The following is a 21563-nucleotide window of genomic DNA, read 5'->3' as shown; positions in this document are numbered from 1 at the left end:
GTAGGGCTAGAATGCGGCGATGTCCAGAGTACTGCGTCCTTTGTGCGACCGCATCGGTCGAGAGCGCGTCGATCGGGTGATCGCGCTGTTCTATGAGCGCCTGCGCGCGGATGCGCAGCTCGCGCCGTTCTTCGTCCACATCCGGGACTTCCCGACCCACGAACGTCAGATCGCCGATTTCTGGTGGATTGCCATGGGCGGCAAGGTGGCTGAGCCGGCGCCCGTCGACATGCTCGGCATCCACCGGCCCATGGGGCTGCGGCAGGAGGATATGGAACGCTGGCTGGTGCTGTTCGGCGAGGTGCTGGACGCCGAACTCGAACCCGAGCTGGCGCAGCAGTGGATGATCATGGCGCGGGGTATCGGCGAGCGCCTGGGCCGGGCAGCGATGGGATGATCGAGGCGCTGATGGCCGGCTTGCTGCTGGGGCTGGCCGCGGGCGTGGCGCCGGGGCCCATGCTGGCGCTGACCGTGTCGCAAAGCCTGCGTTACGGGCTGCGCGAGGGCCTGCGGGTGGCGGCCGCGCCGCTGCTGTCCGACCTGCCGATCATCGCGGTGACTCTGGCCGTGCTGATCAGCTTCGCGCAGACGCGTACCGTGCTGGGCGTGATCGCGCTGCTCGGCGGGGTCTACGTGGGTTTTCTGGCCTGGGAAACCTGGCGCAGCTCGCCCGCGGACATGCAGCCCTCGAAGGCTGGCGCGGGCTCGCTGCGCAAGGCGGTGCTGACCAACTTTCTCAACCCGCACCCCTATCTGTTCTGGGTGGCTGCGGGAGGCCCGTTCGTGCTCGGCGCGCTGCATGCCTCGGGTGTGTGGGCGGCGGCGGGCTTCATCGCGGCTTTCTACGTCATGCTGATAGGCGCCAAGGCGGTGCTCGCGCTGCTGGTTGGGCATTACCGCGGGTTGCTGCGCGGGCGCGCCTATGCCTACACCCTGCGCGTGTTGGCGCTGGGCCTGGCGGTGCTGGCGCTGGTCCTGCTGTCGGATGGTGTGCGGCTGCTCGGCTACTGAGTTCGCCCTACGCTCCACACGCTTCATCCTGCCCGCGTGTCCCCGGACCCAGGGTTTTCAGGCTTGCAGCAGCGTTTGCAGTCGCCCAATCAGGGTCATGATCTCTGCGTGCCGCTTGCCGTACTCGGCATGGTCGGCGGCGATGTTCGCGTGTGCCGAGCTTTCATGCACGTGCCGTGCAGCCATGGCTCGATCGAGTACGCCTCGGCGTCCCTCCTCCGCTCCTTCCCTTTGTTCGGCGATGGCGCGTTCGTGGTTGCGCGCCAGCGCTTCATGTGCGCGGATGCGCTGTATGTGCGCCTTGAGCTGGGCATCGCGCTCGCGCAGGTTCAGGGCGATGTTGTCGAGCTGGCGCTGGGCCTGTTCATTGTCGCGTTGCCAGCGGGCGGTATCGAGCAACCAGGACGCGTGCTGCCTGCTCCAGTCGCGATGTTCGCCGTGCATGTGGTCTTGGTCGGCCTGAATCATGATTCGGCTCCTTTGGTTAAGTCTGTCACTACGGATCCAGCAGGTTCCATTGCCCGGGGGCGAGGCCGTCCAGTGTCCAGGAACCGATGCGGTAGCGGATCAGGCGCAGGGTCGGATGGCCGACGGCCGCGGTCATGCGCCGTACCTGACGGTTGCGGCCTTCGCTGATCGTGAGCGCCAGCCAGCTGGTGGGTACGGTCTTGCGATAGCGCACCGGCGGATCGCGCGTCCACAGCGCGTGCGGCTCTTCGATGTGGTGGACCTTGGCGGGCCGGGTGAGGCCGTCCTTGAGCTGGACGCCTTCGCGCAGGGCCTGGAGGGCGGAATCCGCCGGCTCGCCCTCGACCTGGACCCAGTAGGTCTTGCTCATGGCATGCTTGGGATCGGCGACGCGCTGCTGCAGCCGGCCGTCGTCGGTGAGCAGCAACAGTCCCTCGCTGTCGCGGTCGAGCCTGCCGGCGGCGTAGACGCCCGGCACGTCGATATAGTCTGCCAGCGTGGCGCGCTGTTCGGCGTCGGTGAACTGCGTGAGTACGCCGTAGGGCTTGTTGAACAGCAGCAGCCGGCTCATGACGGCGTGCCGGCGGCTTCGCCCGACAGCAGCGCCAGCCAGTTGTCGCGGCGCCGTTCGCTCAAGCCCATCAGCTCGAACCAGGCCTGCAGCGCGTCAGGGTCCGGCGGCCGACGTTCGAGCGGGCCGTGTTCCGGGAGTTCGGCGGCGCATTCGATGCCGGTGAGTCGGCGAGCCAGCCGGACGGTGTCCTGATGCTCGTCGATGAGCAGCATGAGGCGCTTGGCGCCGCGGATCTTCATTTGCCCGATGGCCGGAATGTCCGTCAGCAGCGCCTCGAGGCTGCCGAAGCGGTGGAGCAGTTTTGCGGCGGTCGCCATGCCCACGCCGGGCACGCCGGGAATGTTGTCGACCTTGTCGCCGGCCAGGGCGAGCTGATCGGCGATCTGATCGGGGCGCACGCCGAACTTGCGCGCCACGGCACGCGGGTCGAGGGGCTCGCCGCGCGGGAAGTCCCACCAGTGGTCGTCCGCCCCGATCAGTTGGGCGAGGTCCTTGTCGGCGGTGATCAGCAACAGACGCTCGCCCTTGGCCCGCTCGCGCGCCGCCAGCGTGCCGATCAGATCGTCGGCTTCGAAGCGTGGGCTGCTGAGTTCGCACAGTCCGGCGGCGCGCAGGAAGACGCGGACCTGGGCGAACTGCTGGCGGAGTTCGTCGGGCGCTGGCGGGCGATTGGCCTTGTAGTCCGGGTAGATGTCGTTGCGGAAATTGGAGCTTACCGACTGGTCGAAGGCGAAGGCGATGCGCGAGGGTGCGCGTTCGGCGAATAGCCGCTGGGCGAAATCGAGAAAGCCGAGTACGGCGTTGGCCGGCCGGCCCTGGGCGTCGAGTAGATTGCCCGGCAGTGTGAACCAGGCGCGGAAGACGTAGATGCTGGAGTCGACGAGCAGGATCGGAGGCGACATGAAACCGTGCGGTTGTGCGAAGATGACCCATTATAGGGTCATCCTGGGATGCTGCGTGCGCCGGCTATAGGCGTGCAACCCCGCTGCGTCGCACCGCTTCGGCAATGGTTGGCGGAAGGATCTCGATCAGGCGCGGATCGAAGGGGTTGGGGATGATGTACTCGGGGTCGAATTCGAGTGCGTCGAGTTCATAGGCGTCGAGCACCGACTGCGGCACGGGCTCGTGCGCCAGTTCCGCCAGCGCGAACACGATGGGGCTGTCGGCCATGCTGCGCAGCATGGCCGCGGTGAATAGATCCGGGCCGGAGACACCGATGAACACGTCCGTTCCCGCGCAGGCTTCGGTTCAGCGTGCGTAGATCGGTGTCGGCTGCGAACTCCTGTTTGAACTCGCTGAGATCGGTTTCGAGAGCTTCTTCGAGGAACTTGCTGGACATTATCGAGGGGCTCTTCTGCAGAGTTCGAAGCAGTGTTTTTCTTGAGTCCGGTTTATTGGGTCCTGTGCGGGCGCGGCATCCTGCAGCAAGCGTTACCGTTACTGAAGGATAGTCAACGCTAGAGGATGACGTACGCTGATGAGGTGCTCGCCGCGTCGTGAGTGGACCCAGCCGCGGACGGTGATCTCGGCGCCGCGCAGAGATTCGAAGTCGACGCTCTCGAAGTACGGCAGATCCTTGCGGTCGATGCGCAGGGCGACTTTTCCTTCCAGGTCGATCCATTGCGCGTTGCGGCTGCGGCCAACGTGGACCACGCGCCCGCGAAGGATGTGAAAGCCCTCGGTCCTGGCCGCCAGCGTTCGGGTGGAAACCGGCTGGTAGCGTGGTAGCGCCCAGATGCCTGCATGTCTGCTGCGGGCCGAGGATTCGGTTTGCCCGTAGCAGGCCGCGTCCCAGAGATTGGGCGGTACCACGAGCGCGGTGGCGTAGCCTTCGCGCAGCAGGGCGGCGTTGATGCTGCTGCCGTCGGCGAGGTAGAGATGCGCCAGGGTGCGGCCGTAGTGGTCATGCCGGACGCGTCCGTAGCGCAGTGCCACGCTATCGCTGTTGCCGGCGAGCAAGCGCACCAGCGCGCGGCGGGCGGCCCGGGCAAAGGGTTGCGAGGCCTTGCCGCCATGTCCCAGTTCGGGAGTGTCGATGCCGATCAGACGCACATGGCGCCCGTCCGCCAGGATGATCGTGTCGCCGTCTATGACATGGGCGACTCGAGCATGGCTGTCGATGCGTCCGCTGGAGCAGTCGGCCGTGGCGTATGTGGCCGAACAAAAAAGGGCGCCCGCCAGGAGCGCCCCTTGCATCCAGCGGATGCGAGGCATTTTACATGCCGTAGCGGCGACGGAACTTGTCCACTTGGCCGGCGGTGTCGACGATCTTCTGCTTGCCGGTGTAGAACGGGTGGCACTGCGAGCAGACTTCGACCTGCAGGTCCGGCTTGCTGAACGTGGAGCGGGTCACGAAGGTGTTGCCGCAGCTGCAGCTTACCTTGATGTCATGGTAATCGGGGTGGATATCGGTCTTCATCGAGGCGTCCTCAAATGCATGCATGCGCCTGGCCTGCCCATGACCCCGGCGTGTCGCGCGCGGGCGGTTATTTCGAAAGGCTGCCAAAGGGAGCGGGATTTTACAGATAGACGGCGCGCGGGGCAATCCCCCAATGACCGAGAAAAAAACTTGGCGATGTTCTGAAGTTTTTTCGTTCGGTGCGCCAAATGCTTGTCCTGAAAAGGGTTGAGCCGTTTTCCACATTGTCTGTGGATAACTTTGTGGATGAGCTGAGGTCAACTGCGTAGCAGTGGCTTCAATGTTACGTTTGCATTAAGTTGTTCATTTTTTGATCATATCATGTAACATGATGAAATTGCTGTAAAAAAGTTTCGTCAAGAGGGGCGGCGCGGAATGCCGTCAATCCCGTGCATCGGGGTTTGCGCCGCGTCGTGCGTATGTGTATAAGGGCGCCCGGAAAGCTTATGAACAGGTCTCAGATGATGTCGTCTGCAACGCCCCAAGTGGGCTTCGTCAGCCTTGGTTGCCCAAAGGCGCTGGTAGATTCCGAACGTATCCTCACCCAGTTGCGGGCGGAAGGGTATGACATCTCGCCCAGCTATGAGGCGGCGGACCTCGTGGTGGTCAATACCTGCGGGTTCATCGACGCGGCAGTCGAGGAGTCGCTGGACGCCATCGGCGAGGCGCTGGCCGAGAACGGCCGTGTCATCGTCACCGGCTGCCTGGGCGCCGATTCGGAGCGCGTGCTGGAGGCGCATCCGCAGGTGTTGGCCGTGACTGGTCCGCACGCCTATGAAGAGGTCATGGGCGCGGTGCACGAGAACCTGCCCCCGCCGCACGATCCGTACACCAGTCTGGTGCCGCCACAGGGCGTGAAGCTCACCCCGCGCCATTACGCCTATCTCAAGATTTCCGAGGGCTGCAACCACCGCTGTTCGTTCTGCATCATCCCGAGCATGCGCGGCGACCTGGTCAGCCGCCCGATCGGCGAGGTGATGCAGGAAGCGGAGAATCTGGTCGATGCGGGCGTGCGCGAGCTGCTGGTGATTTCGCAGGACACCTCCGCCTACGGGGTGGACGTGCGCTACCGCACCGGTTTCTGGCGTGGGCGCCCGCTCAAGACGCACGTGCAGACGCTGGCCGAGGCGCTCGGCGAACTGGGGGCCTGGGTGCGCCTGCACTATGTGTACCCCTACCCGCACGTCGATGCGCTGATTCCGCTGATGGCCGAGGGCAAGATCCTGCCCTACCTCGACATCCCGCTGCAGCACGGCAGCCCGCGCATTCTCAAGGCGATGCGCCGCCCGGCCGCGGCCGAGAAGGTGCTCGAACGCATTCACAACTGGCGCGCGCAGTGCCCCGATCTGACGCTGCGCAGCACCTTCATCGTCGGTTTCCCCGGTGAGACGGAAGAGGATTTCGAGACGCTGCTCGAGTTCATCGGCGAGGCCGGGCTGGACCGTGTCGGCGCCTTCGCGTATTCGCCGGTCGAGGGTGCGACGGCGAATGAACTGCCGGGCGCCGTGCCGGAAGAACTCAAGCAGGAACGCCTTGAGCGCTTCATGGCCCGCCAGGCGGAAATCAGCACCGCTCGCCTGCAGGCCAAGATCGGACGGCGGTTGCGCGTGCTGGTGGACGAGGTCGGCGAGGAAGGCGCGACGGCGCGCAGCGCGGCCGACGCTCCGGAGATCGACGGCCTGGTCTATGTGGACGGAGCGATCGACGTGCAGCCGGGCGATTTCCTCGAAGTCGAGGTGACCGACGCCGACGAGCACGATCTGTGGGCGCGCCTGCGGACTGATTGATCCGGCGGCTGGGCCTATACTTCGAAGCTCGGGCGCATGGGACGGCAAGAGACGATATGGACCGGAATAAGCGGATAGCACGGCGGCATTTCCTGCGGCGCAGCGTCGGCGCGGCGCTGGGCACGGCGGTGCCGCTGCTTTGGAGCGGCGGCGCCGAAGCCGGGAAAGTGTCCAAGTCGGCCATGGCCTACCGCAACAGCCCGAATGGCGGACAGTCGTGTTCCGGCTGCATCTACTTCCAGCCCGGAGCGAACGCCGCTGCGCCGGGCACGTGTTCGGTGGTCGCCGGCAGCATCAGCCCGCGCGGCTACTGCATCGCTTTCTCGCCCAAGGTCTGATCGTGCGGCCGCTCGATCTCCGTCTGGCCGCCGACTGCATTCAGCTCGGAACGCTGCACGGCAGCCGCCTGCTGCTGATGAACAACGCGCTGGTGCCGTGGTTCATCCTGGTTCCGGACACGCCGCACACGGAGTTCTACGAGCTGCCGGCGGCGCAGCAGAGCGCCGTGCTCGCCGCCGTCAATGCGCTGTCCGGTCTGCTCAAGCAGCGGCTTGCCGCGCAGAAGACCAACGTGGCCGCTATCGGCAACGTCGTGTCCCAGTTGCATGTCCACGTCGTCGGTCGTCGTGCGGACGACTTCTGCTGGCCCGGCGTGGTGTGGGGCGCGCAGCAGCGTGAGGCCTACTCGCAGGACGAAGCCGAGCGCATCGCCGCGCTGGTGCGCGAGGGTTTGGGCACGGCGTTCGTGCCCGACGCGACTCAGTAGACGGGCACCAGGGAATACCCCTTGGCCTCATAGCCGACGGCCGAGATGTAGCCGTTGCCCACGGCCTGCACGCCGGGGATCAGCATGTCCGGCGTCACGTCCATGCCCTTCATGGCGATGCCGCAGGCCTGGAACCCGATCCCGGTTTTGTGCAGTTGCCCGATCTGCTTCTGGATGCCCGCCACGGCGCGCTGGTCCATGTAGCTTATGCCTCGGCGGTCGCGGGTCAGGAATGCCACGTCAGGGCCGACGAACACGACGATGAGATGGGGCGTGACGTGTTGTTCGCGCAGACCTTTTTCCGTCATGCCGATGACCCTGAGCACATGATCGACGCGGCCGGGATTGTTGACCGAAACGAGAAACACGGCCTTGGCCTCGTGGAGGCCGCTGAGCGCTTGCTGATCATTGAGCGGGGCGGCGCCGGCGTAGCCGGTCAGTCCGAGCGCCAGCACGAGGCCGGCGAGCAGTCGCAGAAAGGCGTTGGGGCGAAGAGTCGTGGGCATGGTTGTCCTCCTGGGGATGGATGCCGCCGCAGTGCGTGGCGAGCCCCTATGCTTTAGCAGGTGTTCGCTGTTTTTGCGCCTGGCTTGGTGTTTATGCCCGGGAGGCGGCGGCGTCGCGTTCGGCGTAGTGCGCCAGAAGCGTCAGCAGCAGCCCGCCTGCGGCGATGGCGGCGCTCACCGCGCAGACGGGCAGCCATCCTGCGCGCGCGAAAAGCACCGGTCCCAACACGGAGCCCAGCGCGCCGGCGGCGTAGTACGCGAACATGTACGTGCCGTAGATGTGATTGCGTGCGCTTGGCTCCAGCGCCAGCAGACGGGTCTGATTCGCGACCTGGGCGGCGAAGCAGCCCGTATCGAACAACACGACGCCCAGCGCGATGGCCGGGATCGACGTGGCCGCCGCGTAGAGCACGGCGCAGCCGGCCAGCGCGGTCGCCAGTCCGAGCGCGATGACCGGACGGAATCCGACGCGGTCGGCAAGACTTCCCGCCGGTCGCGTCGTCAGCAGCCCGAGCAGGCCTGCAAAGCCGAACAGACCGACTTGCGTCGGATTGAGGCGCAGCGGCGCATCGGACAGGCTCAAGGCGAGCGTCACCCACAGTGCGCTGAACACGAAGAACCAGCAGGCGCCGACCAGGATTCCTTCCCGCAACAGCCGATGGCGCAGCAATAGTCCCGGCATCGAGCGCAGCAGTGCCCAGTAGCCTGCGCTGTCGGAATGCGCTTCGCGTACCGCGGGGATCGCGCGCATGGAGGCGATCCCGAGCAGGACGGCGGCGGCGCCGAAACACAGCAGCATGCCGCGCCAGCCGGCGTGCTGAGTGAGGACTCCGCCCGCGAATCGACTGAGCAGAATGCCGGCGGAGATGCCGCTCGCCACGGTGCCCAACGCCTTGCCGCGCGCTGCGGCCGGCGCCAGATGGAAGGCCGCCGAGGCGAGATGTACCGCATTGGTTGTTGTGTCCTGTTTTACCCTTGGAAGCTCATGCAGAGCCCCTCGAAAGTGTCGGAACAAGGCGCAGTGCGCAGGCAATGGTTTACCCCTTATCAAGCGCTGCAACGCGGTTCCGGCGCTTTCGGGGGGCTCCCTTCGGGCGTGTTGCTGACCGGCCATCTGCGGCGTTGTGCTTGCTTGAAAGGGCTAGCCATTCCCGCACAAGCACGTCTTGCATCTGACCGGTCAGCGACACGCTGAATGTGCTTCCAAGGGTAAAACAGGACACAAAAGCACCGACGATGCAGCAGGCAACGGCCAATGCGGTCAGCGAGGGAGCTAGCGCGGCCGCGAGCAGTGCCGCCCCGAGCGCGAAGAACTGCATGCAGACCAGCCGTGCCGGCGCGATCCTGTCGCCTAGCGGGACCAGCAGCAGAATCCCCGCCATATAGCCGAACTGCAGGCACCCGGCGATCAGTCCCGTGGCGGCCAAGGGTGCGTGCAGCGTCTGCGCGACGGCCGGCAGGGCGTAGTTGTTGGCGATGGCGATGCCAGCCGCCGCGGCGACGAAGAGGGTCGTCGCCGGGCGGCGGGAGAGCGGCATGGCGCTGTGTTCGGCGTTCGCGTCCATGCCGGGTGGTCGCCTATGCCGACGCGCTCTTGCGCGCGGTGATCTCCACCTCGACCAGCATCGCCGGGTCGACGAACGGCAATACGTGCAGCAGCGTCAGCGCCGGACGGATGTCGCCGAACGCTTCGCCGTGCGCGCGACCGGCCTCCTGCCATTGCGCCACATCCGTTACGTAGAGCCGGCTTTGCACGACGTCGGCCAGGGCGAATCCGGCCTCCTGCAGCACGCCTTCCAGCTTTTGCAGGATATAGCGCGTCTGTGAGTACAGGTCGTCGCCGACGATCTTGCCGTCGGGTCCTCCGGCGGCCGTCGCCGAAACGAAGAGCATGTCGTCGACCTGCACGGCTCGCGAGTAACCGAGCGTCTGTTCGTAGCTGGAACCGGACGAATGAAGCTTGCGCATGGGTATCTCCTTGGGCGGGTTATTATTAACTACTTGGGTAGTGTATATATTAACTACTGAAGTAGTGCAAATATTTTTGGCGACGTGTGATAACTTCTCGCCATGAGTTCCTCCCTGTCCGACGATCTGCTCGCAGCCCTGGTCCGCCTGGGTTTCACGCAATACGAGGCGCGTGCCTATTACGCACTGTTGCAGCAGTCGCCGTTGAACGGCCACGAGGTGGGCAAACTGGCGCAGGTGCCGCCGTCCAAGATCTACGAGACCCTGCAGCGGCTGGAAACCAAGGGCGCCGTGCTGGTGCAGCGCTCGGAGCCGGTGCGCTATGCCGCGGTGCCCTACCGCGAAGTGCTGGGCGGCATTCGCCGTCGCATCGAGAGCGACCTGGATTTGGCGGGCGAACAGCTGTCTACGCTGCCGGCGCCGCGCGAGGCGGGGCTGGTGTGGTCGCTACGGGACCGGGCGGCGATTCTCGCGGCGTGTCAGGCACACATCGAAGCCGCCGAGCGCTCGCTGTTCGCGGCGGTGTGGGACGAGGAGATACCGGAGCTGCGCGCTGCCCTGGAGCAGGCCAGCGCGCGCGGCGTGGATGTGCACGTGGCCGTCTACGGTACCGAGACGCTGCACGGGCCGGTCAGTTATGACCTCGCCGATTGTGGGGAGAGCGCGCGTCAGCGTCTCGGCGGGCGGCGCCTGTCGGTGGTCGTGGCGGATTTTCGCGACGCGATCATCACCGAATTCGGTACGGCAGGCGGGGACGAGGCGGTGGTCACCAACAACGCGGTGCTCAGCCTGCTGGCCGTGGAATACGTCAAATCGGACGTGCTTGGGCGTTTGCTGATCGACGCCATGGGCGATCCGCTGTACCGCGAGGTGCGGGAAAATCCTTTGACGAGGGCGCTGCTGGAATAGGGCGGCGGCCGCTACTGCGCGTCCGGGCGTGTCTATGAGTGGTCGCAGGTGCTGCCGGACGCACCTGCGACCGTATCAACTAGCCTTTGTAATGCGGGTTGACGGCGTCGACGGGCAATGCGTTGATCCAATCCCAGGAGTTGCCCAGGTAGATGGTACCGCCGACGATAGTCGGATTGACGATGCCGAAGCGACCGCCGACATAGTGCTTGCCCAGTTCGGTGCCGGTCACGGAGTTTAGCGCGTAGACGTAGGGTCCGGTGGAAACGTATAGCGCGCCATCGTAGTAGGTGGCGGCGCCGCGCCCGGCGCCGGCCGGACCGGCGTCCGGCACGCTCCAGGTCCACAGCAGCTTGCCGGTTTTGAGATTGCGAGCCTGGTAGACGCTGTTGACCGGCGTACCGACGTAGACCACACCGCCGTGGATCATCGGCATGCCGCCCTTGAAGGCCGGTGGCAACGGACCGCGCCCCATGTTGTGGCTCCACAGAATCTTGCCTGTCTTGGCCGACATGGCCTGTACGGTGGTATTCACGGTCTTGTGACCGTTCTTGACCCGCTTGTCGACCACGGTGTCCTGCACCACGATACCGTTGGCCACGGCTGGCGCCACATCGCCCAGGCCGGTGTTCACCGCGCCTTTTATGCCTTGTTTCCAGAGCACTTTTCCAGTTTTGGCGTTCAGGCAGTAGATATAGGGCACGACCGACATGCTGACGTAGACGCGTCCGTCGTAGACCGCGGGATCGGACATGTTGGCGATGCCGCCCACGTGGGTCTTCCAGATCTTTTTGCCGTCCTTGGCGTTGATGGCGAAGATGTTGCCGGCGCCGGTCGAAACGTAGAGCTTGCCATGCGCATAGGCCGGCGTCGGCATTGCTTCGCCCTTGGTGAGGAACATCCACTGGAATTTCCCGGTGTTCCTGTTCAGGGAGATCACGCCATTGAAGCTTTCGTCCTCGCCGCGCGAGGTTTTGCCGGTCTGCGCATACTTGACCACGTGAGCGAAGTTGAACGACACGCTGCCGGCCGAGAGATATACGCTCCTGCCGGCGACTACCGGATCGCCCATCAGGTTGTTCTGCACCGGACTGGTGCGCCAGATCAACTGACCGGTTCGCGCGTTCACCGCATAGGCGAACATATCGTCGCTTTCGCCGTAGATGGTGCCATCTACGGCGGTCACCCCGAGCGCATTGCCCATGAACTGCGTCTGCACCGGCAATGCCTCGCGTTCACCGTATACGCCGTTTCCGAATGGAATCTTGTCGCTCAGTGGCCAGGCGCGCGCTTCGGCGAAATTCCAGCCCACACCTTGGCGCAGCCACTTCGGGGCGTCGTTGCCGACAGGGAAAGCGGCGTTGTGCCGGGCATTCGCGTACGCCGAAGTCCATTCGCGGGGGAATCCATCTCGGTTGGCCGCGGAGGGGGCGTTCTGGGGCATGTAGACGCGCTGAAATGGACCGTGTGCAGCGATCGGCAGCGTTCCCGTCCAGGTCGAAGACGCCGGGTTTTGCGTCGCCGTGTTGGCAAAGGCGTACAGAGGCGCGCTCAGTGACATAACTGAGGCGCTGAGTGCGATGAGTCTAAGTGTCTTGGAAGTATCCATCTTTATGTCCGACTCCTGTCTATTCGAGGCAGCAAGTCAGACTGTCTGTGCCCTGGCGCGTTTCATCAAAACTTTCGTTTCCCCATTTTCAGGATTTATATCTGTTTATTATTAATTGGTTATATTCGGGACTGGCATTGCCCGCGTGGCTCCGCAGCAAAGCCGCTGCGCCAGTTTCATGTGTGAGGAATGTGCGGCGCTTTGGCGAGTTGTCCCGATACGGCCTTTCAGCCGTTTGCGGGAGTGGCCTCGACGGCGGCGATGGCGCCATCCGTGTCGATCTCGATGCGTAGTTCCGCCGGCGAGCAGCACACGCGGCAGTCCTCGATCAGCGTTTGACAGCCGGCGCTCAGGTCGATTTCCACCTCGAAGGGCTCGCCACAGCTCGGGCAGTCGATGCTGACGTATTCGACGGGGCGGCTCATGCGCCCTGCTCCGGCTGTGAACGATGCTGCTTCGGCCGGATAGCCAAACTTGCCGAGTGTCCTTTCTCTGTCCCTGTGCGCATCAGCATGTTGCCGAGGTGTCCTTCAGTATGTACGCCAGCAGATCCGTGATGAGACGGATGCGCGGCGCACGCTTCAAGTCGGGATGCATCACCAGCCAGATCGTGCGCGGCGCAGGTTCGTCGTGATCGGGAATTGCCATCAGTTCAGAAGTATCGGCGGCGAGAAAACGCGGCAAGATGGTAATGCCCAGCCCTGAGCGGGCAGCGTGCAACAAGGAGGTCAAATCGTTGCTGCGCAGAACGAAGGGGCGGCCCTGGGCGACCTGCTCGAGCCAGCGCTGCTGCGGAACCGCGCGCAGGCTGTCATCGTATCCGACGAAGCGCCAGTCGGCTTCCGGCCTGGAGAGCCACTGCGGCGTTCCATACAACCCGTAGCGCATCCGTCCCACACGCCGGACCACCAGTCCAGGGGCGGTGGGCCGGGACATGCGGATAGCGATGTCCGCCTCTCCGCGCGCCAGATTCGCTTCCCGGCTTTCGCCAACGACGTCCAGGTTGATGTCGCGCCACTCGGACTGGCGTTTCGCCAGACTGGGTACCAGCAGATGGCTGGCCGGCACCGGCGGGGCCGAAATCCTGACCGTCCCTTCGAAGGCGCTGGCCCCTACGGCGGCGCGGGCGAACGCCAGCGCTTCGTCGTCAAGTCGTGTTGCGCGGGCGGCGAGAGCCTGGCCTTCGGCGGTCAGCGTCCAGCCCCGTGGCAGCCGTTCGAACAACCTCAGGCCCAGTGTTTGTTCGAGTGCGTCGACACGCCGGGCGACCGTCGAATGCTCCACCCTCAGCTGCCGTGCAGCGCCTGACAGGCTTTCTGTTCGGCTGAGAATCAGGAAGTAGCGGACGTCGTCCCACTGCAACCTCCTCGCCAGGGCGATATCGATATCTGTTCGTTTTTGCAAAGTCGATGCGTTTTTTTACGATGAACAGTCGATTCTGATGGAGTCATTGCGATTCCTCAAACGCAAATCCCTTTCAATTTCTAAAAATAAGAAGGAAATTAGCATCGCCATATATGTGCAATTTCACACATAGACTGTGTGCCGTTTGCCAATTTCCTATTGCCTTCGGGCGGCTTAGGCTATGCATCCAACAGCTTGAGTCAGGGGAGCAGCCATGCAGTTCGGTAAAAGCGTTTCGGTACAGGTCGGCATCCGGGCTTACGGAGATGCGGCCGGGGCCCACCGGCGTCTCGAATCCCGTAACTCTGCGGGATCCATTCTGTTACGTCCCCAAGCAAGGAAGCCATCATGATTTACGTTATCGATCTTGAGTACATCGCCCCATTGGCCGAAGTCGAAAGGCATCTGGAAGAACATCGCGAGTTCCTGAGGCGCCACTATGCGCAGGGGCATTTTCTGATGTCCGGCCCCAAGGAACCGCGCACCGGCGGCATCATCCTCGCGCAGGCCGAATCGCTCGAGACGGTTAGGCAATGGGTGGCGGAAGATCCGTTTCATGCGGCCGGTGTCGCGCGCTACGAGGTCACCGGCTGGGCGCCGAACATGTCCGCGCCGGGCTGGCCGGGGGAGTGACCGGCCGGCTCATGCGCCCTACTCCGGCAGGAAAGTCTCGATCAGGTCGTTGAGGAAGTGCCAGCCGAGCCGGCTGGGGCGCAGCCGCTCGCCTTCCGCTTCCAGCAGCTCGCGCGCGACGGCCTGCTCGATACCCGCCGCCAGGTGTTCGCGGGGCAGCCCGGTGCGTGCCTCGAACAGGGCGATGTCGAAGCCGTCGCGCAGGCGCAGCGCGTTGAGCATGAACTCGAATACGCGCGCATCCGCCTCGATGCGGCTCTCCCCACCCCAGGCCTTGCCGGCCTTGACACCGGCCATGTACTGCGCCGGCTGGCGCAGCTTCCAGCGGCGCACGATGCTGCCGTCGGCCGGGTGGGTGAGCTTGCCGTGCGCGCCGGCGCCGAGGCCGAGGTAGTCGCCGAAGGTCCAGTAGTTGAGGTTGTGGCGGCAGCGCCGGCCCGGCTGCGCGTAGGCGGAGACTTCGTACTGCGCGTAGCCGGCGGCGTCGAGCCGTTCCTGCGCCTCCTGCTGCATGGCGGCGATCAGGTCGTCGTCGGGCAGCTCGGGCGGGTTGGCGTGGAACAGCGTGTTCGGCTCCAGCGTGAGCTGGTAGTAGGACAGGTGTTCGGGGGCGAAGGCCAGCGCCGTGTCGAGGTCGGCGCGCGCGGCGGCGGAATCCTGCCCCGGCAGGCCGAACATGAGGTCGAGGTTGAGGTTGTCGAAGCCGGCGCGGCGGGCGATGTCGGCCGCGCGGCGGGCTTCGTCGCCGTCGTGGATGCGGCCCAGGCGCTTGAGCGTGTCGGCGTCGAAGCTCTGGATGCCGATGGACAGGCGGTTGATGCCGAGACTGCGGTAGTCGGCGAAGCGGGCCTGCTCGAAGGTGCCGGGGTTGGCTTCCAGGGTGACTTCCAGGTCCGGGCGCAGCGGCAGGCGCATGCGCAGGCCGTCGAGCAGGCGCTCCATCGCGGCGGCGGAGAACAGGCTGGGCGTGCCGCCGCCGATGAACACGCTCTCGATGCGCCGACCCCAGACGCGCGGCAGCTCCTCCTCGAGGTCGGTCAGCAGCGCGTCGACATAGTCGTGCTCGGGCAGCTCGCCGTCGTTCTGGAACGAGTTGAAGTCGCAGTACGGGCACTTGCGCACGCACCAGGGCAGATGCACGTAGACCGATAGCGGGATGGCCTGATCGAAGCCCATCGCTGCGTTCACTGCCCGGTCAGCTCGGCGAGCAACCGACGCAGCGCCTGGCCGCGGTGGCTGAGGCGGTTCTTCTCCTCGGCGGGCAGTTCGGCGGCGCTCACGTCGCGGCCGGCGACCTGGAACAGCGGGTCGTAGCCGAAGCCGCCGCTGCCCCGAGACGCGTCGAGAATGCGGCCCTCCCAGGCGCCTTCGGCGATCAGCGGCGAGGGGTCTTCGGCGTGGCGCATGAACACGACCACGCTGCGAAAGCGTGCGCTGCGCGCCGCGGGCGGCAGCTCGGCGAGGGCGGCCAGCAGCTTGGCGTTGTTGGCCGCATCGTCACCGTCCGCGCCGGCGTAGCGCGCTGAATAGATGCCGGGCGCGCCGTTGAGCGCGTCGACCTCGATGCCGGAGTCGTCCGCGATGGCCGGCAGGCCGGTGTGGGCGGCGGCGTTGCGCGCCTTGAGGATGGCGTTCTCGACGAAGCTCAGGCCGGTTTCATCGGCCTCGGGCACGCCGAAATCGGATTGCGGCAGCACGTGCACGCCAAGATCGGCGAGTATGGCGCCCAGTTCCCGCACCTTGCCGAGGTTGCCGGTGGCGAGGACGATGCGGTCGATTCCGGTCAGTCGGTCCATGGGTGATGCATCCGTGTGGGCGAAAAAGCGTGATTGTACCCAAGGGTACGCAGCATGAATGGATGCGCGTGTGTGAACAGGCCTAGATCGCACTGCCGGCGCGGCTGCGCGCCCGCGCCAGCAGCAGGGTCAAGGCGGTCGCCGTGAGGACCATGGCCAGCGCCAGTTCCCAGGCGCTGCTCAGGGAGCCGCTGAAGCGGGCGAGCAGGCCGGCGCAGGCGGGGCCGATGGCGAGACCGGCGAAGAAGGTGCCCGACACCATGCCGGCCGTGACGGCGACTTCGCCGAAGGCGGCGTCGCGAATCAGCATGCTCATGGCGATGGCGCTTGCCGGCACGGCGCTCAGGCCGAAGCCGGCAGCGGCGAGCCAGAGCAGCGCGGGGGTATGTGCCGCGCTGTGCAGCGCCACGGCGACCGAAGCCGAGGCGCCCAGCAGCAGGCCGCCGAGCAGCAGGGCCTCCTCACGCAGTCTGGCGCTCAGCGGCGTTGCCAGCAGGCGCGAAACAGCGCCGGCGACGCCGAACAGCGCCAGCAGCAGGCCGGCGGTGGTTTTTGCCATGCCGAGATCCGTCCCGTATGCGGGCAGATAGGTGACGAAGGTGGCGATGGCGCTGCCGACGCAGAACTGCGTGCCCATCAGCAGCGCCAGCAGGCCGTTCGGGCGTGGCGCCCGCCAGCTCGCCACGCTGCCGGCCGGGTGTTCGGAGCGTTTCAGCACGGCGAGTCCAAGCGCCAGTGCCAGCAGCGCGAGGAGCAACAACAGCGCGAAGGCGCCGCGCCAGCCGATATGCAGGGCGCAGATCGGCAACACGAGGCCGGAGAACAGGGCGGCGAAGGAGATGCCGGCCTGTTTGAGCCCGACCACGAAGGCCCGGCGCTGGGGCGCGACGCGACGGGCGATGAGCAGGTTGGTGGCCGGATTGGACAGCGCCTGTGCCAGCCCCAGCGGTGCGGTCGCCAGCAGCAGCGTGTAGAAGCCGGGAAGCCCCACGGTCAGGCCGAAGGTGAGCGCGACCATGGCGAACAGCAGGAGCAGCGAGTGGCGTACGCCGAGGCGGTTGACCAGCAGTCCCGCCCAAGGCGACAGCGCGGCGGCCGTACCGTAGGACGCCATGGTGAAGTAGCCCAGCGACGCGGGGGTGATCGTCAGCTCATGGACGAGCTGTGGGCCGAGCGCGCTGATCGCATAGAGCAGCGCGTTGGGCAGGGCCATGGCCAGCACGAGCAGCAGGCGCATGCCCCAGGTTCGGCTGGGCGTGTCGGTCGTGCTGGGCATGGGGAGATCCAGAGCGTGGGTCGGTGAACGGCGCGCATCCGCCGTGCGTGCACGTTCGATCCCAACCGGCGTGCCGGAGTTCCTCCGCCGTTGGCCCTAGCCCTCCAGCGCGGCGCGCTGCGCGGCGATGATCTCGCCGATGCCCTTCTCCGCCAGCTCGAGCATGGCGTCGAATTCGTCGCGGCGGAAAGCGTGGCCCTCGGCGGTGCCCTGCACTTCGATGAAGTGCCCGGCGTCGTTCATGACCACGTTCATATCGGTTTCGGCGGAGGAGTCCTCGGCGTAGTCGAGGTCGAGTACGGGCGTGCCCGAGTGGATGCCGACCGACACCGAGGCGACCATGCCGTGCAGCGGGTCGCGCTTGAGCTGGCCCTTCTTGCGCAGCTTTGCGACGGCGTCGCAAAGCGCGACCCAGGCGCCGCTGATGGAGGCGGTGCGGGTACCGCCGTCGGCCTGGATGACGTCGCAGTCGACGGTGATCTGGCGTGCGCCGAGAGCTTCCAGGTCCACGGCCGCGCGTAGCGAACGGCCGATCAGGCGCTGGATCTCCATGGTGCGTCCGCCCTGCTTGCCGCGGCTGGCTTCGCGCGCCATGCGCGAGCCGGTGGAACGCGGCAGCATGCCGTATTCGGCGGTGACCCAGCCCTGATTGGAGCCCTTGAGCCAGGGCGGCAGGCGTTCCTCGACGGTGGCCGTGCAGATCACTTTCGTGTCGCCGAAACTGACCAGCACGGAGCCTTCCGCGTGGCGCGTGTAGTGGCGCTCGAAGTTGATCTGGCGCAGTTCGTCGGGGGCTCGGCCGCTCGGTCGCATGCATGACTCCTGGTCTTTAGCAGAGGCGCCGCATTATAGGCGCGTGAGCGACGACAGGCCATGCGTGCGGGGATGGCGCGTAGAATGGCGCCACACGAATTCAAGGAGATCGGCATGGTACAGAGCATGACGGCGTTTGCGCGCCGTGAGACGCAGGGCGATTGGGGCACGCTGATTTGCGAATTGCGCAGCGTGAACCACCGCTACCTGGATATCAGCTTTCGCATGCCGGAAGAGCTGCGGGCGACCGAGGGTGCGGTGCGCGAGCGGCTGCAGGCAAAGCTTGGACGCGGCAAGGTGGAGTGCGCCCTGCGCTATCAGGCGCCCAGTACGGCCAGCGTCGGCGTGGAGGTCGATCACGCCCAGGTGCAGGCGTTGCTGGAGGCCTGCGAGCAGGTCGAGGGTCTGATGGGCGCATCGACCCAGTTCAATGCGCTGGATGTGTTGCGCTGGCCGGGCGTGGTGCGCGAGGCCAGCCGGGATCTCGCGCCCTTGCAGAAGGCGGCGACGGCGTTGGTCGGCGAGACGCTCAAGGACTTCGCCGCCGCGCGCCAGGCCGAGGGCGAGCGTCTGACGGTACTCATCCGCCAGCGTGCCGAGGTGGTGACCGAACAGGTGCTGCGCGTGCGTGCGCGGCGCCAGGATCTGGTGGCCGGCCTGCGCGACAAATACCGTGCGCGTCTGGCCGATCTCGGCGTGGAGGCTGATCCGGGTCGACTGGAGCAGGAACTGGCGATCGCTGCGCAGCGGCTGGACGTGGACGAAGAGCTGGACCGCCTGGACAGTCATCTCGCCGAGTTGGCGTCGGTTCTGGGCAGAGACGAGCCGATCGGGCGGCGCCTGGACTTCCTGATGCAGGAGTTCAACCGCGAGGCCAATACGCTGGGTTCCAAGTCCTCGGATATCGAGACCACGCAGGCGGCGATGGAACTCAAGGTGCTGATCGAGCAGATGCGCGAGCAGATACAGAACATCGAATAGGCGGTCCCAGAGCGTTGCCTAGGGGGAGTATGGAAACAAGGTCTGAGGAGACGGGATCATGAAGAAGGTCTACGCGGCCCCCGATTCGCTCCGTGCCGGCCACGTGCTCAATCTGCTCCAGCAGTCCGGCATAGAGGCGCAAATGCGCAACCTCTACCTCGGCGGCGGTGTCGGCGATCTGCCGGTCAACGAGTGCTGGCCCGAGGTCTGGGTGGACGACGCGGACGAGATGCGTGCGCTGGCGTTGCTGGCCGAGCTTTCGCAGGTTGAGGCCGCGCCGGGGCCGGCCTGGACCTGCCCGAACTGCGGCGAGTGCAACGAGGGGCAGTTCACCGAGTGCTGGCGCTGCGGCACGCAGCGCCCGGAGTAGGTCTGGGGTCGCATCGGCTCGTGCAAAACCTTTTTTGCAACTGCCTTCGGGGGCTTGATATCGCGTCATTCGGCCATACATAAGGGACAGCGATAAACCAAGTGATTTCAAGGAGGTGTCCCATGTCTATGGTTCGCTATCAGCCCTTTGGAGTGCTCAATCAGTTGTACCATGAAATGGATCGCGCGTTCGCTTTGCCGGAACGTGGCGAGGAGGCGGCCACCAGCGATTGGCTGCCCGCGGTGGACATCAAGGAAGAGGAAAACGCATTCGTGATCCATGCCGATGTGCCCGGCGTCGAGCCCAAGGACATCGAAGTGCATATGGAAGACGGTGTGCTCAGTATCCGCGGCGAGCGCAAGTTCGACAGCGAGGAAGAGAAGGAAGGCTACAAGCGCGTCGAACGCGTGCGCGGCAGCTTCTTCCGCCGATTCACGCTGCCGGATACCGCCGATGCGGAGAATATTTCCGCGCGGGTGGAGAAGGGCGTGCTGGAAGTGCGCATTCCCAAGCAGGAACGCGTGCGGCCACGCCGCATCACCGTTGAAGGCTGACGGTGGCCGGGGCGCCGTTTGCGCGGCGCCCCGTAACACCTGAGGCAGGTGGAACCCATGGAGTTCAAGGACTACTACGAACTGCTCGGCGTACCGCGCGACGCGGAGCCGGACGCGATCAAGAAGGCCTATCGCCGTCTGGCGCGCAAGTACCATCCGGATGTAAGCAAGGAGCCTGATGCGGAAGCGCGTTTCAAGGAGGTCAACGAGGCCTACGAGGTGCTTAGCGACTCGGAGAAGCGTTCAGCCTACGATCGTCTCGGCGCCAACTGGAAGGCGGGACAGGATTTTCGGCCGCCGCCCGGTTGGGAACAGGCGGCGGACTTCGGCGCGGGCCACGGTTTCGGTGGCGCGCAGTTCAACGCCAGCGGTTTCAGCGATTTCTTCGACGCCCTGTTCGGCGGCGGCTTCCGCCAGGCCGGAGCGGGTGGCGGGCATGCCGGTGCGGCTGGATTTCGGGCGCGCGGACAGGATCAGGAGGCCGAGTTGTCTCTGGACCTGGAAGCCGCCTTCCACGGTGGCCGTCAGAGTCTGCGCATGGGGAACGGCCGGACCCTGTCGGTGAACATTCCCGCCGGCGTGGGCGATGGGCAGCGTATCAGGCTGTCCGGCCAGGGCGCAGCCGGCATGGGCGGCGGCCCGGCCGGCGATCTGTATCTGAGCGTGCACATACGTCCGCACTCGCTGTACCGCGTCGATGGGCGCGACATTTATCTCGATCTGCCGCTGACGCCCTGGGAGGCCGCGCTGGGCGCGACGGTGACCGTGCCGACGCTGGCCGGCAAGGTCGAGCTGAAGATTCCGGCAGGTTCGCGCACTGGGCGCAAGATGCGTCTCAAAGGGCGCGGCATGCCGGGCAAGACGCCGGGCGATCTGTATGTCGTGCTCAAGATCGAGACGCCGCCGGCGGAGACCGAGGAGCACCGCGAGTTCTACGAACGCATGCGCCGTGAACTGCCGTTCGATCCGCGCGCACATCTCGCCTGAGTGACGGTTCGCTAGGCGGGGGTATTTTCCGCTACCCAGCGCTGGCTGCCGTCGCGCAGGTCCTCGCGCTTCCAGAACGGTGCGCGGTGCTTGAGCGCTTCGATCAGGTGACGGCAGGCCTCGAAGGCGGCGCCGCGGTGCGCCGACCAGGCGGCGGTCAGGACGATGGGGTCTCCGGGGCGGATGAGGCCCACGCGGTGCACGATCAGGGCGGCGTTCACGGGCCAGCGTTCCAGCGCTTCGGCGGCGATGTGCTCCAGCTCGCGTTCGGTCATGCCCGGGTAGTGTTCCAGAAAGAGCTGTTCCACGTCGTCGCCGGCGTTGAAGTCGCGCATGGTGCCGACGAATACCGAGGCAGCTCCCGTCTTGCCGTCGTCCAGAGCCGCCGCGCGCTCGAAGGCGGCCAATTCCGACCACGGTTCGAAATGCGTCTCTTCCAGGCGTACCAGCGTGCGGCCGTGTTGGATTCGTGTCATTCAGCCCCCGGTCACCGGGGGGAAAAAGGCCACTTCGTCGCCGTCGGCGAGGACGTGGTCGCCGGCGACGTATTCCTGATTGACGGCCGCGAGCACGCGCGGCGGCATGTCCGCGCCGTGCAGGTGCTTCCAGGCCTCGCCGACCGTAGTGGCGTCGCCTGCGTCGAGGATGTCCTCGCCGCGCCCGACCTGTTCGCGCAGGCTGGCGAAATAGCGGATGGTGATGCTCATGTTTCTGTTAGTCTCTAACGCCGTT

At 65.7% G+C, this 21563-nt stretch carries 29 protein-coding genes and 1 pseudogene; 11 read left to right on the top strand and 19 right to left on the bottom strand.

Annotated features, from left to right (window positions below; all coding sequences use genetic code 11):
- Nucleotides 1–19: 19 nt before the first annotated feature.
- Both P8014_RS07330 and P8014_RS07325 read left to right on the top strand, forming a co-directional pair.
- The gene (locus tag P8014_RS07330) at nt 20–397 is read left to right on the top strand and encodes a group III truncated hemoglobin (protein ID WP_337816659.1); all 378 of its coding nucleotides are present in this window, start codon (nt 20–22) and stop codon (nt 395–397) included.
- Nucleotides 394–1011: a LysE family transporter gene (locus P8014_RS07325; protein WP_337816658.1), complete on the top strand. Its 618-nt coding sequence runs from the start codon at nt 394–396 to the stop codon at nt 1009–1011. The genes P8014_RS07330 and P8014_RS07325 overlap by 4 nt, the downstream gene beginning before the upstream one ends.
- Before the next feature lie 57 nt (nt 1012–1068).
- Here the strand turns inward: P8014_RS07325 and P8014_RS07320 are convergent, their stop codons facing one another.
- The 6 genes and pseudogenes from P8014_RS07320 to rpmE all read right to left on the bottom strand — a co-directional run bounded on the left by P8014_RS07320 (nt 1069) and on the right by rpmE (nt 4472).
- Nucleotides 1069–1479: a hypothetical protein gene (locus P8014_RS07320; protein WP_337816657.1), complete on the bottom strand. Its 411-nt coding sequence runs from the start codon at nt 1477–1479 to the stop codon at nt 1069–1071.
- Between the two features lie 28 nt (nt 1480–1507).
- Nucleotides 1508–2050, bottom strand: a complete 543-nt coding sequence (locus P8014_RS07315) for a pseudouridine synthase (protein ID WP_337816656.1) — start codon at nt 2048–2050, stop codon at nt 1508–1510.
- Entirely contained in the window at nt 2047–2955 is a 909-nt protein-coding gene (locus P8014_RS07310; RefSeq protein WP_337816655.1) for a 5'-3' exonuclease H3TH domain-containing protein, read from the bottom strand. The genes P8014_RS07315 and P8014_RS07310 overlap by 4 nt, the downstream gene beginning before the upstream one ends.
- A 64-nt stretch (nt 2956–3019) precedes the next feature.
- Nucleotides 3020–3356 (bottom strand): annotated as a pseudogene (locus P8014_RS07305) (malate dehydrogenase); the annotation flags it as partial.
- A 134-nt stretch (nt 3357–3490) separates the two neighbouring features.
- Nucleotides 3491–4249, bottom strand: a complete 759-nt coding sequence (locus P8014_RS07300; protein WP_337816654.1) for a thermonuclease family protein — start codon at nt 4247–4249, stop codon at nt 3491–3493.
- A 19-nt stretch (nt 4250–4268) separates the two neighbouring features.
- On the bottom strand, nt 4269–4472 hold the full coding sequence (gene rpmE, locus P8014_RS07295) for a 50S ribosomal protein L31 (protein ID WP_337816653.1): 204 nt from the start codon (nt 4470–4472) through the stop codon (nt 4269–4271).
- A gap of 446 nt (nt 4473–4918) precedes the next feature.
- On the opposite strand from rpmE, the gene rimO reads away from it, so the two are divergent.
- The 3 genes from rimO to P8014_RS07280 are packed head-to-tail and all read left to right on the top strand — an operon-like array spanning nt 4919 to nt 7025.
- The gene (gene rimO / locus P8014_RS07290; RefSeq protein ID WP_337816652.1) at nt 4919–6259 is read left to right on the top strand and encodes a 30S ribosomal protein S12 methylthiotransferase RimO; all 1341 of its coding nucleotides are present in this window, start codon (nt 4919–4921) and stop codon (nt 6257–6259) included.
- A 56-nt stretch (nt 6260–6315) separates the two neighbouring features.
- A complete protein-coding gene (locus P8014_RS07285; protein ID WP_337816651.1) occupies nt 6316–6597 on the top strand; it encodes a hypothetical protein in 282 nt (93 codons plus the stop codon).
- A 2-nt stretch (nt 6598–6599) separates the two neighbouring features.
- Nucleotides 6600–7025 (top strand): HIT family protein, encoded by a 426-nt coding sequence (locus tag P8014_RS07280; RefSeq protein ID WP_337816650.1) that lies wholly within the window; start codon nt 6600–6602, stop codon nt 7023–7025.
- Here the strand turns inward: P8014_RS07280 and P8014_RS07275 are convergent.
- The 4 genes from P8014_RS07275 to P8014_RS07260 all read right to left on the bottom strand — a co-directional run bounded on the left by P8014_RS07275 (nt 7019) and on the right by P8014_RS07260 (nt 9499).
- A complete protein-coding gene (locus P8014_RS07275; RefSeq protein WP_337816649.1) occupies nt 7019–7531 on the bottom strand; it encodes a hypothetical protein in 513 nt (170 codons plus the stop codon). The genes P8014_RS07280 and P8014_RS07275 overlap by 7 nt on opposite strands.
- A gap of 91 nt (nt 7532–7622) precedes the next feature.
- The gene (locus P8014_RS07270; RefSeq protein WP_337816648.1) at nt 7623–8564 is read right to left on the bottom strand and encodes an MFS transporter; all 942 of its coding nucleotides are present in this window, start codon (nt 8562–8564) and stop codon (nt 7623–7625) included.
- A 4-nt stretch (nt 8565–8568) separates the two neighbouring features.
- On the bottom strand, nt 8569–9096 hold the full coding sequence (locus P8014_RS07265; RefSeq protein ID WP_337816647.1) for a hypothetical protein: 528 nt from the start codon (nt 9094–9096) through the stop codon (nt 8569–8571).
- Nucleotides 9097–9109: 13 nt separating this feature from the next.
- Nucleotides 9110–9499: a RidA family protein gene (locus P8014_RS07260; RefSeq protein ID WP_337816646.1), complete on the bottom strand. Its 390-nt coding sequence runs from the start codon at nt 9497–9499 to the stop codon at nt 9110–9112.
- Between the two features lie 102 nt (nt 9500–9601).
- Between P8014_RS07260 and P8014_RS07255 the strand changes: the two genes are divergently transcribed.
- On the top strand, nt 9602–10408 hold the full coding sequence (locus tag P8014_RS07255; RefSeq protein WP_337816645.1) for a helix-turn-helix domain-containing protein: 807 nt from the start codon (nt 9602–9604) through the stop codon (nt 10406–10408).
- A 79-nt stretch (nt 10409–10487) separates the two neighbouring features.
- On the opposite strand, the gene P8014_RS07250 is transcribed toward P8014_RS07255, so the two are convergent.
- From P8014_RS07250 to P8014_RS07240, 3 genes are all read right to left on the bottom strand, one after another.
- The gene (locus P8014_RS07250; RefSeq protein WP_337816644.1) at nt 10488–12017 is read right to left on the bottom strand and encodes a PQQ-binding-like beta-propeller repeat protein; all 1530 of its coding nucleotides are present in this window, start codon (nt 12015–12017) and stop codon (nt 10488–10490) included.
- A 227-nt stretch (nt 12018–12244) separates the two neighbouring features.
- Nucleotides 12245–12442, bottom strand: coding sequence for a CPXCG motif-containing cysteine-rich protein (locus tag P8014_RS07245; protein WP_337816643.1), 198 nt, complete (start codon nt 12440–12442; stop codon nt 12245–12247).
- A gap of 82 nt (nt 12443–12524) precedes the next feature.
- Nucleotides 12525–13379, bottom strand: a complete 855-nt coding sequence (locus tag P8014_RS07240; protein ID WP_337816642.1) for a LysR family transcriptional regulator — start codon at nt 13377–13379, stop codon at nt 12525–12527.
- A 390-nt stretch (nt 13380–13769) separates the two neighbouring features.
- Between P8014_RS07240 and P8014_RS07235 the strand changes: the two genes are divergently transcribed.
- Nucleotides 13770–14054 carry a YciI family protein gene (locus P8014_RS07235; RefSeq protein ID WP_337816641.1) on the top strand — a complete coding sequence of 95 codons (285 nt, stop codon included), beginning with the start codon at nt 13770–13772 and terminating at the stop codon, nt 14052–14054.
- Between the two features lie 18 nt (nt 14055–14072).
- On the opposite strand, the gene hemW is transcribed toward P8014_RS07235, so the two are convergent.
- The 4 genes from hemW to rph form a co-directional block, all read right to left on the bottom strand.
- Nucleotides 14073–15230: a radical SAM family heme chaperone HemW gene (gene hemW / locus P8014_RS07230; RefSeq protein ID WP_337816667.1), complete on the bottom strand. Its 1158-nt coding sequence runs from the start codon at nt 15228–15230 to the stop codon at nt 14073–14075.
- An 8-nt stretch (nt 15231–15238) separates the two neighbouring features.
- The gene (gene rdgB / locus P8014_RS07225) at nt 15239–15850 is read right to left on the bottom strand and encodes an RdgB/HAM1 family non-canonical purine NTP pyrophosphatase (protein ID WP_337816640.1); all 612 of its coding nucleotides are present in this window, start codon (nt 15848–15850) and stop codon (nt 15239–15241) included.
- 82 nt (nt 15851–15932) lie between these two features.
- Entirely contained in the window at nt 15933–17126 is a 1194-nt protein-coding gene (locus P8014_RS07220; protein ID WP_337816639.1) for an MFS transporter, read from the bottom strand.
- A 96-nt stretch (nt 17127–17222) separates the two neighbouring features.
- Nucleotides 17223–17939, bottom strand: coding sequence for a ribonuclease PH (gene rph, locus P8014_RS07215; RefSeq protein ID WP_337816638.1), 717 nt, complete (start codon nt 17937–17939; stop codon nt 17223–17225).
- Nucleotides 17940–18023: 84 nt separating this feature from the next.
- Here rph and P8014_RS07210 point away from each other — a divergent pair, with 84 nt between their 5' ends.
- The 4 genes from P8014_RS07210 to P8014_RS07195 all read left to right on the top strand — a co-directional run bounded on the left by P8014_RS07210 (nt 18024) and on the right by P8014_RS07195 (nt 20831).
- A complete protein-coding gene (locus tag P8014_RS07210; protein WP_337816637.1) occupies nt 18024–18920 on the top strand; it encodes a YicC/YloC family endoribonuclease in 897 nt (298 codons plus the stop codon).
- Between the two features lie 58 nt (nt 18921–18978).
- Complete coding sequence (locus tag P8014_RS07205; protein ID WP_337816636.1) at nt 18979–19290, top strand: DUF2007 domain-containing protein; 312 nt, start codon at nt 18979–18981, stop codon at nt 19288–19290.
- Between the two features lie 122 nt (nt 19291–19412).
- The gene (locus P8014_RS07200) at nt 19413–19844 is read left to right on the top strand and encodes an Hsp20/alpha crystallin family protein (protein WP_337816635.1); all 432 of its coding nucleotides are present in this window, start codon (nt 19413–19415) and stop codon (nt 19842–19844) included.
- A gap of 57 nt (nt 19845–19901) precedes the next feature.
- Nucleotides 19902–20831 carry a DnaJ C-terminal domain-containing protein gene (locus P8014_RS07195; protein WP_337816634.1) on the top strand — a complete coding sequence of 310 codons (930 nt, stop codon included), beginning with the start codon at nt 19902–19904 and terminating at the stop codon, nt 20829–20831.
- Nucleotides 20832–20842: 11 nt separating this feature from the next.
- On the opposite strand, the gene P8014_RS07190 is transcribed toward P8014_RS07195, so the two are convergent.
- Nucleotides 20843–21307: a molybdenum cofactor biosynthesis protein MoaE gene (locus P8014_RS07190; RefSeq protein WP_337816633.1), complete on the bottom strand. Its 465-nt coding sequence runs from the start codon at nt 21305–21307 to the stop codon at nt 20843–20845.
- Entirely contained in the window at nt 21308–21538 is a 231-nt protein-coding gene (moaD, locus tag P8014_RS07185; protein WP_337816632.1) for a molybdopterin converting factor subunit 1, read from the bottom strand.
- Nucleotides 21539–21563: the final 25 nt, after the last annotated feature.

The organism is Acidihalobacter sp. (genome assembly GCF_037381185.1).
Lineage (GTDB): Bacteria > Pseudomonadota > Gammaproteobacteria > DSM-5130 > Acidihalobacteraceae > Acidihalobacter_A.
Note: the sequence above shows the minus strand (reverse complement) of the source record. Positions and strands in the feature narration are given on the sequence as shown.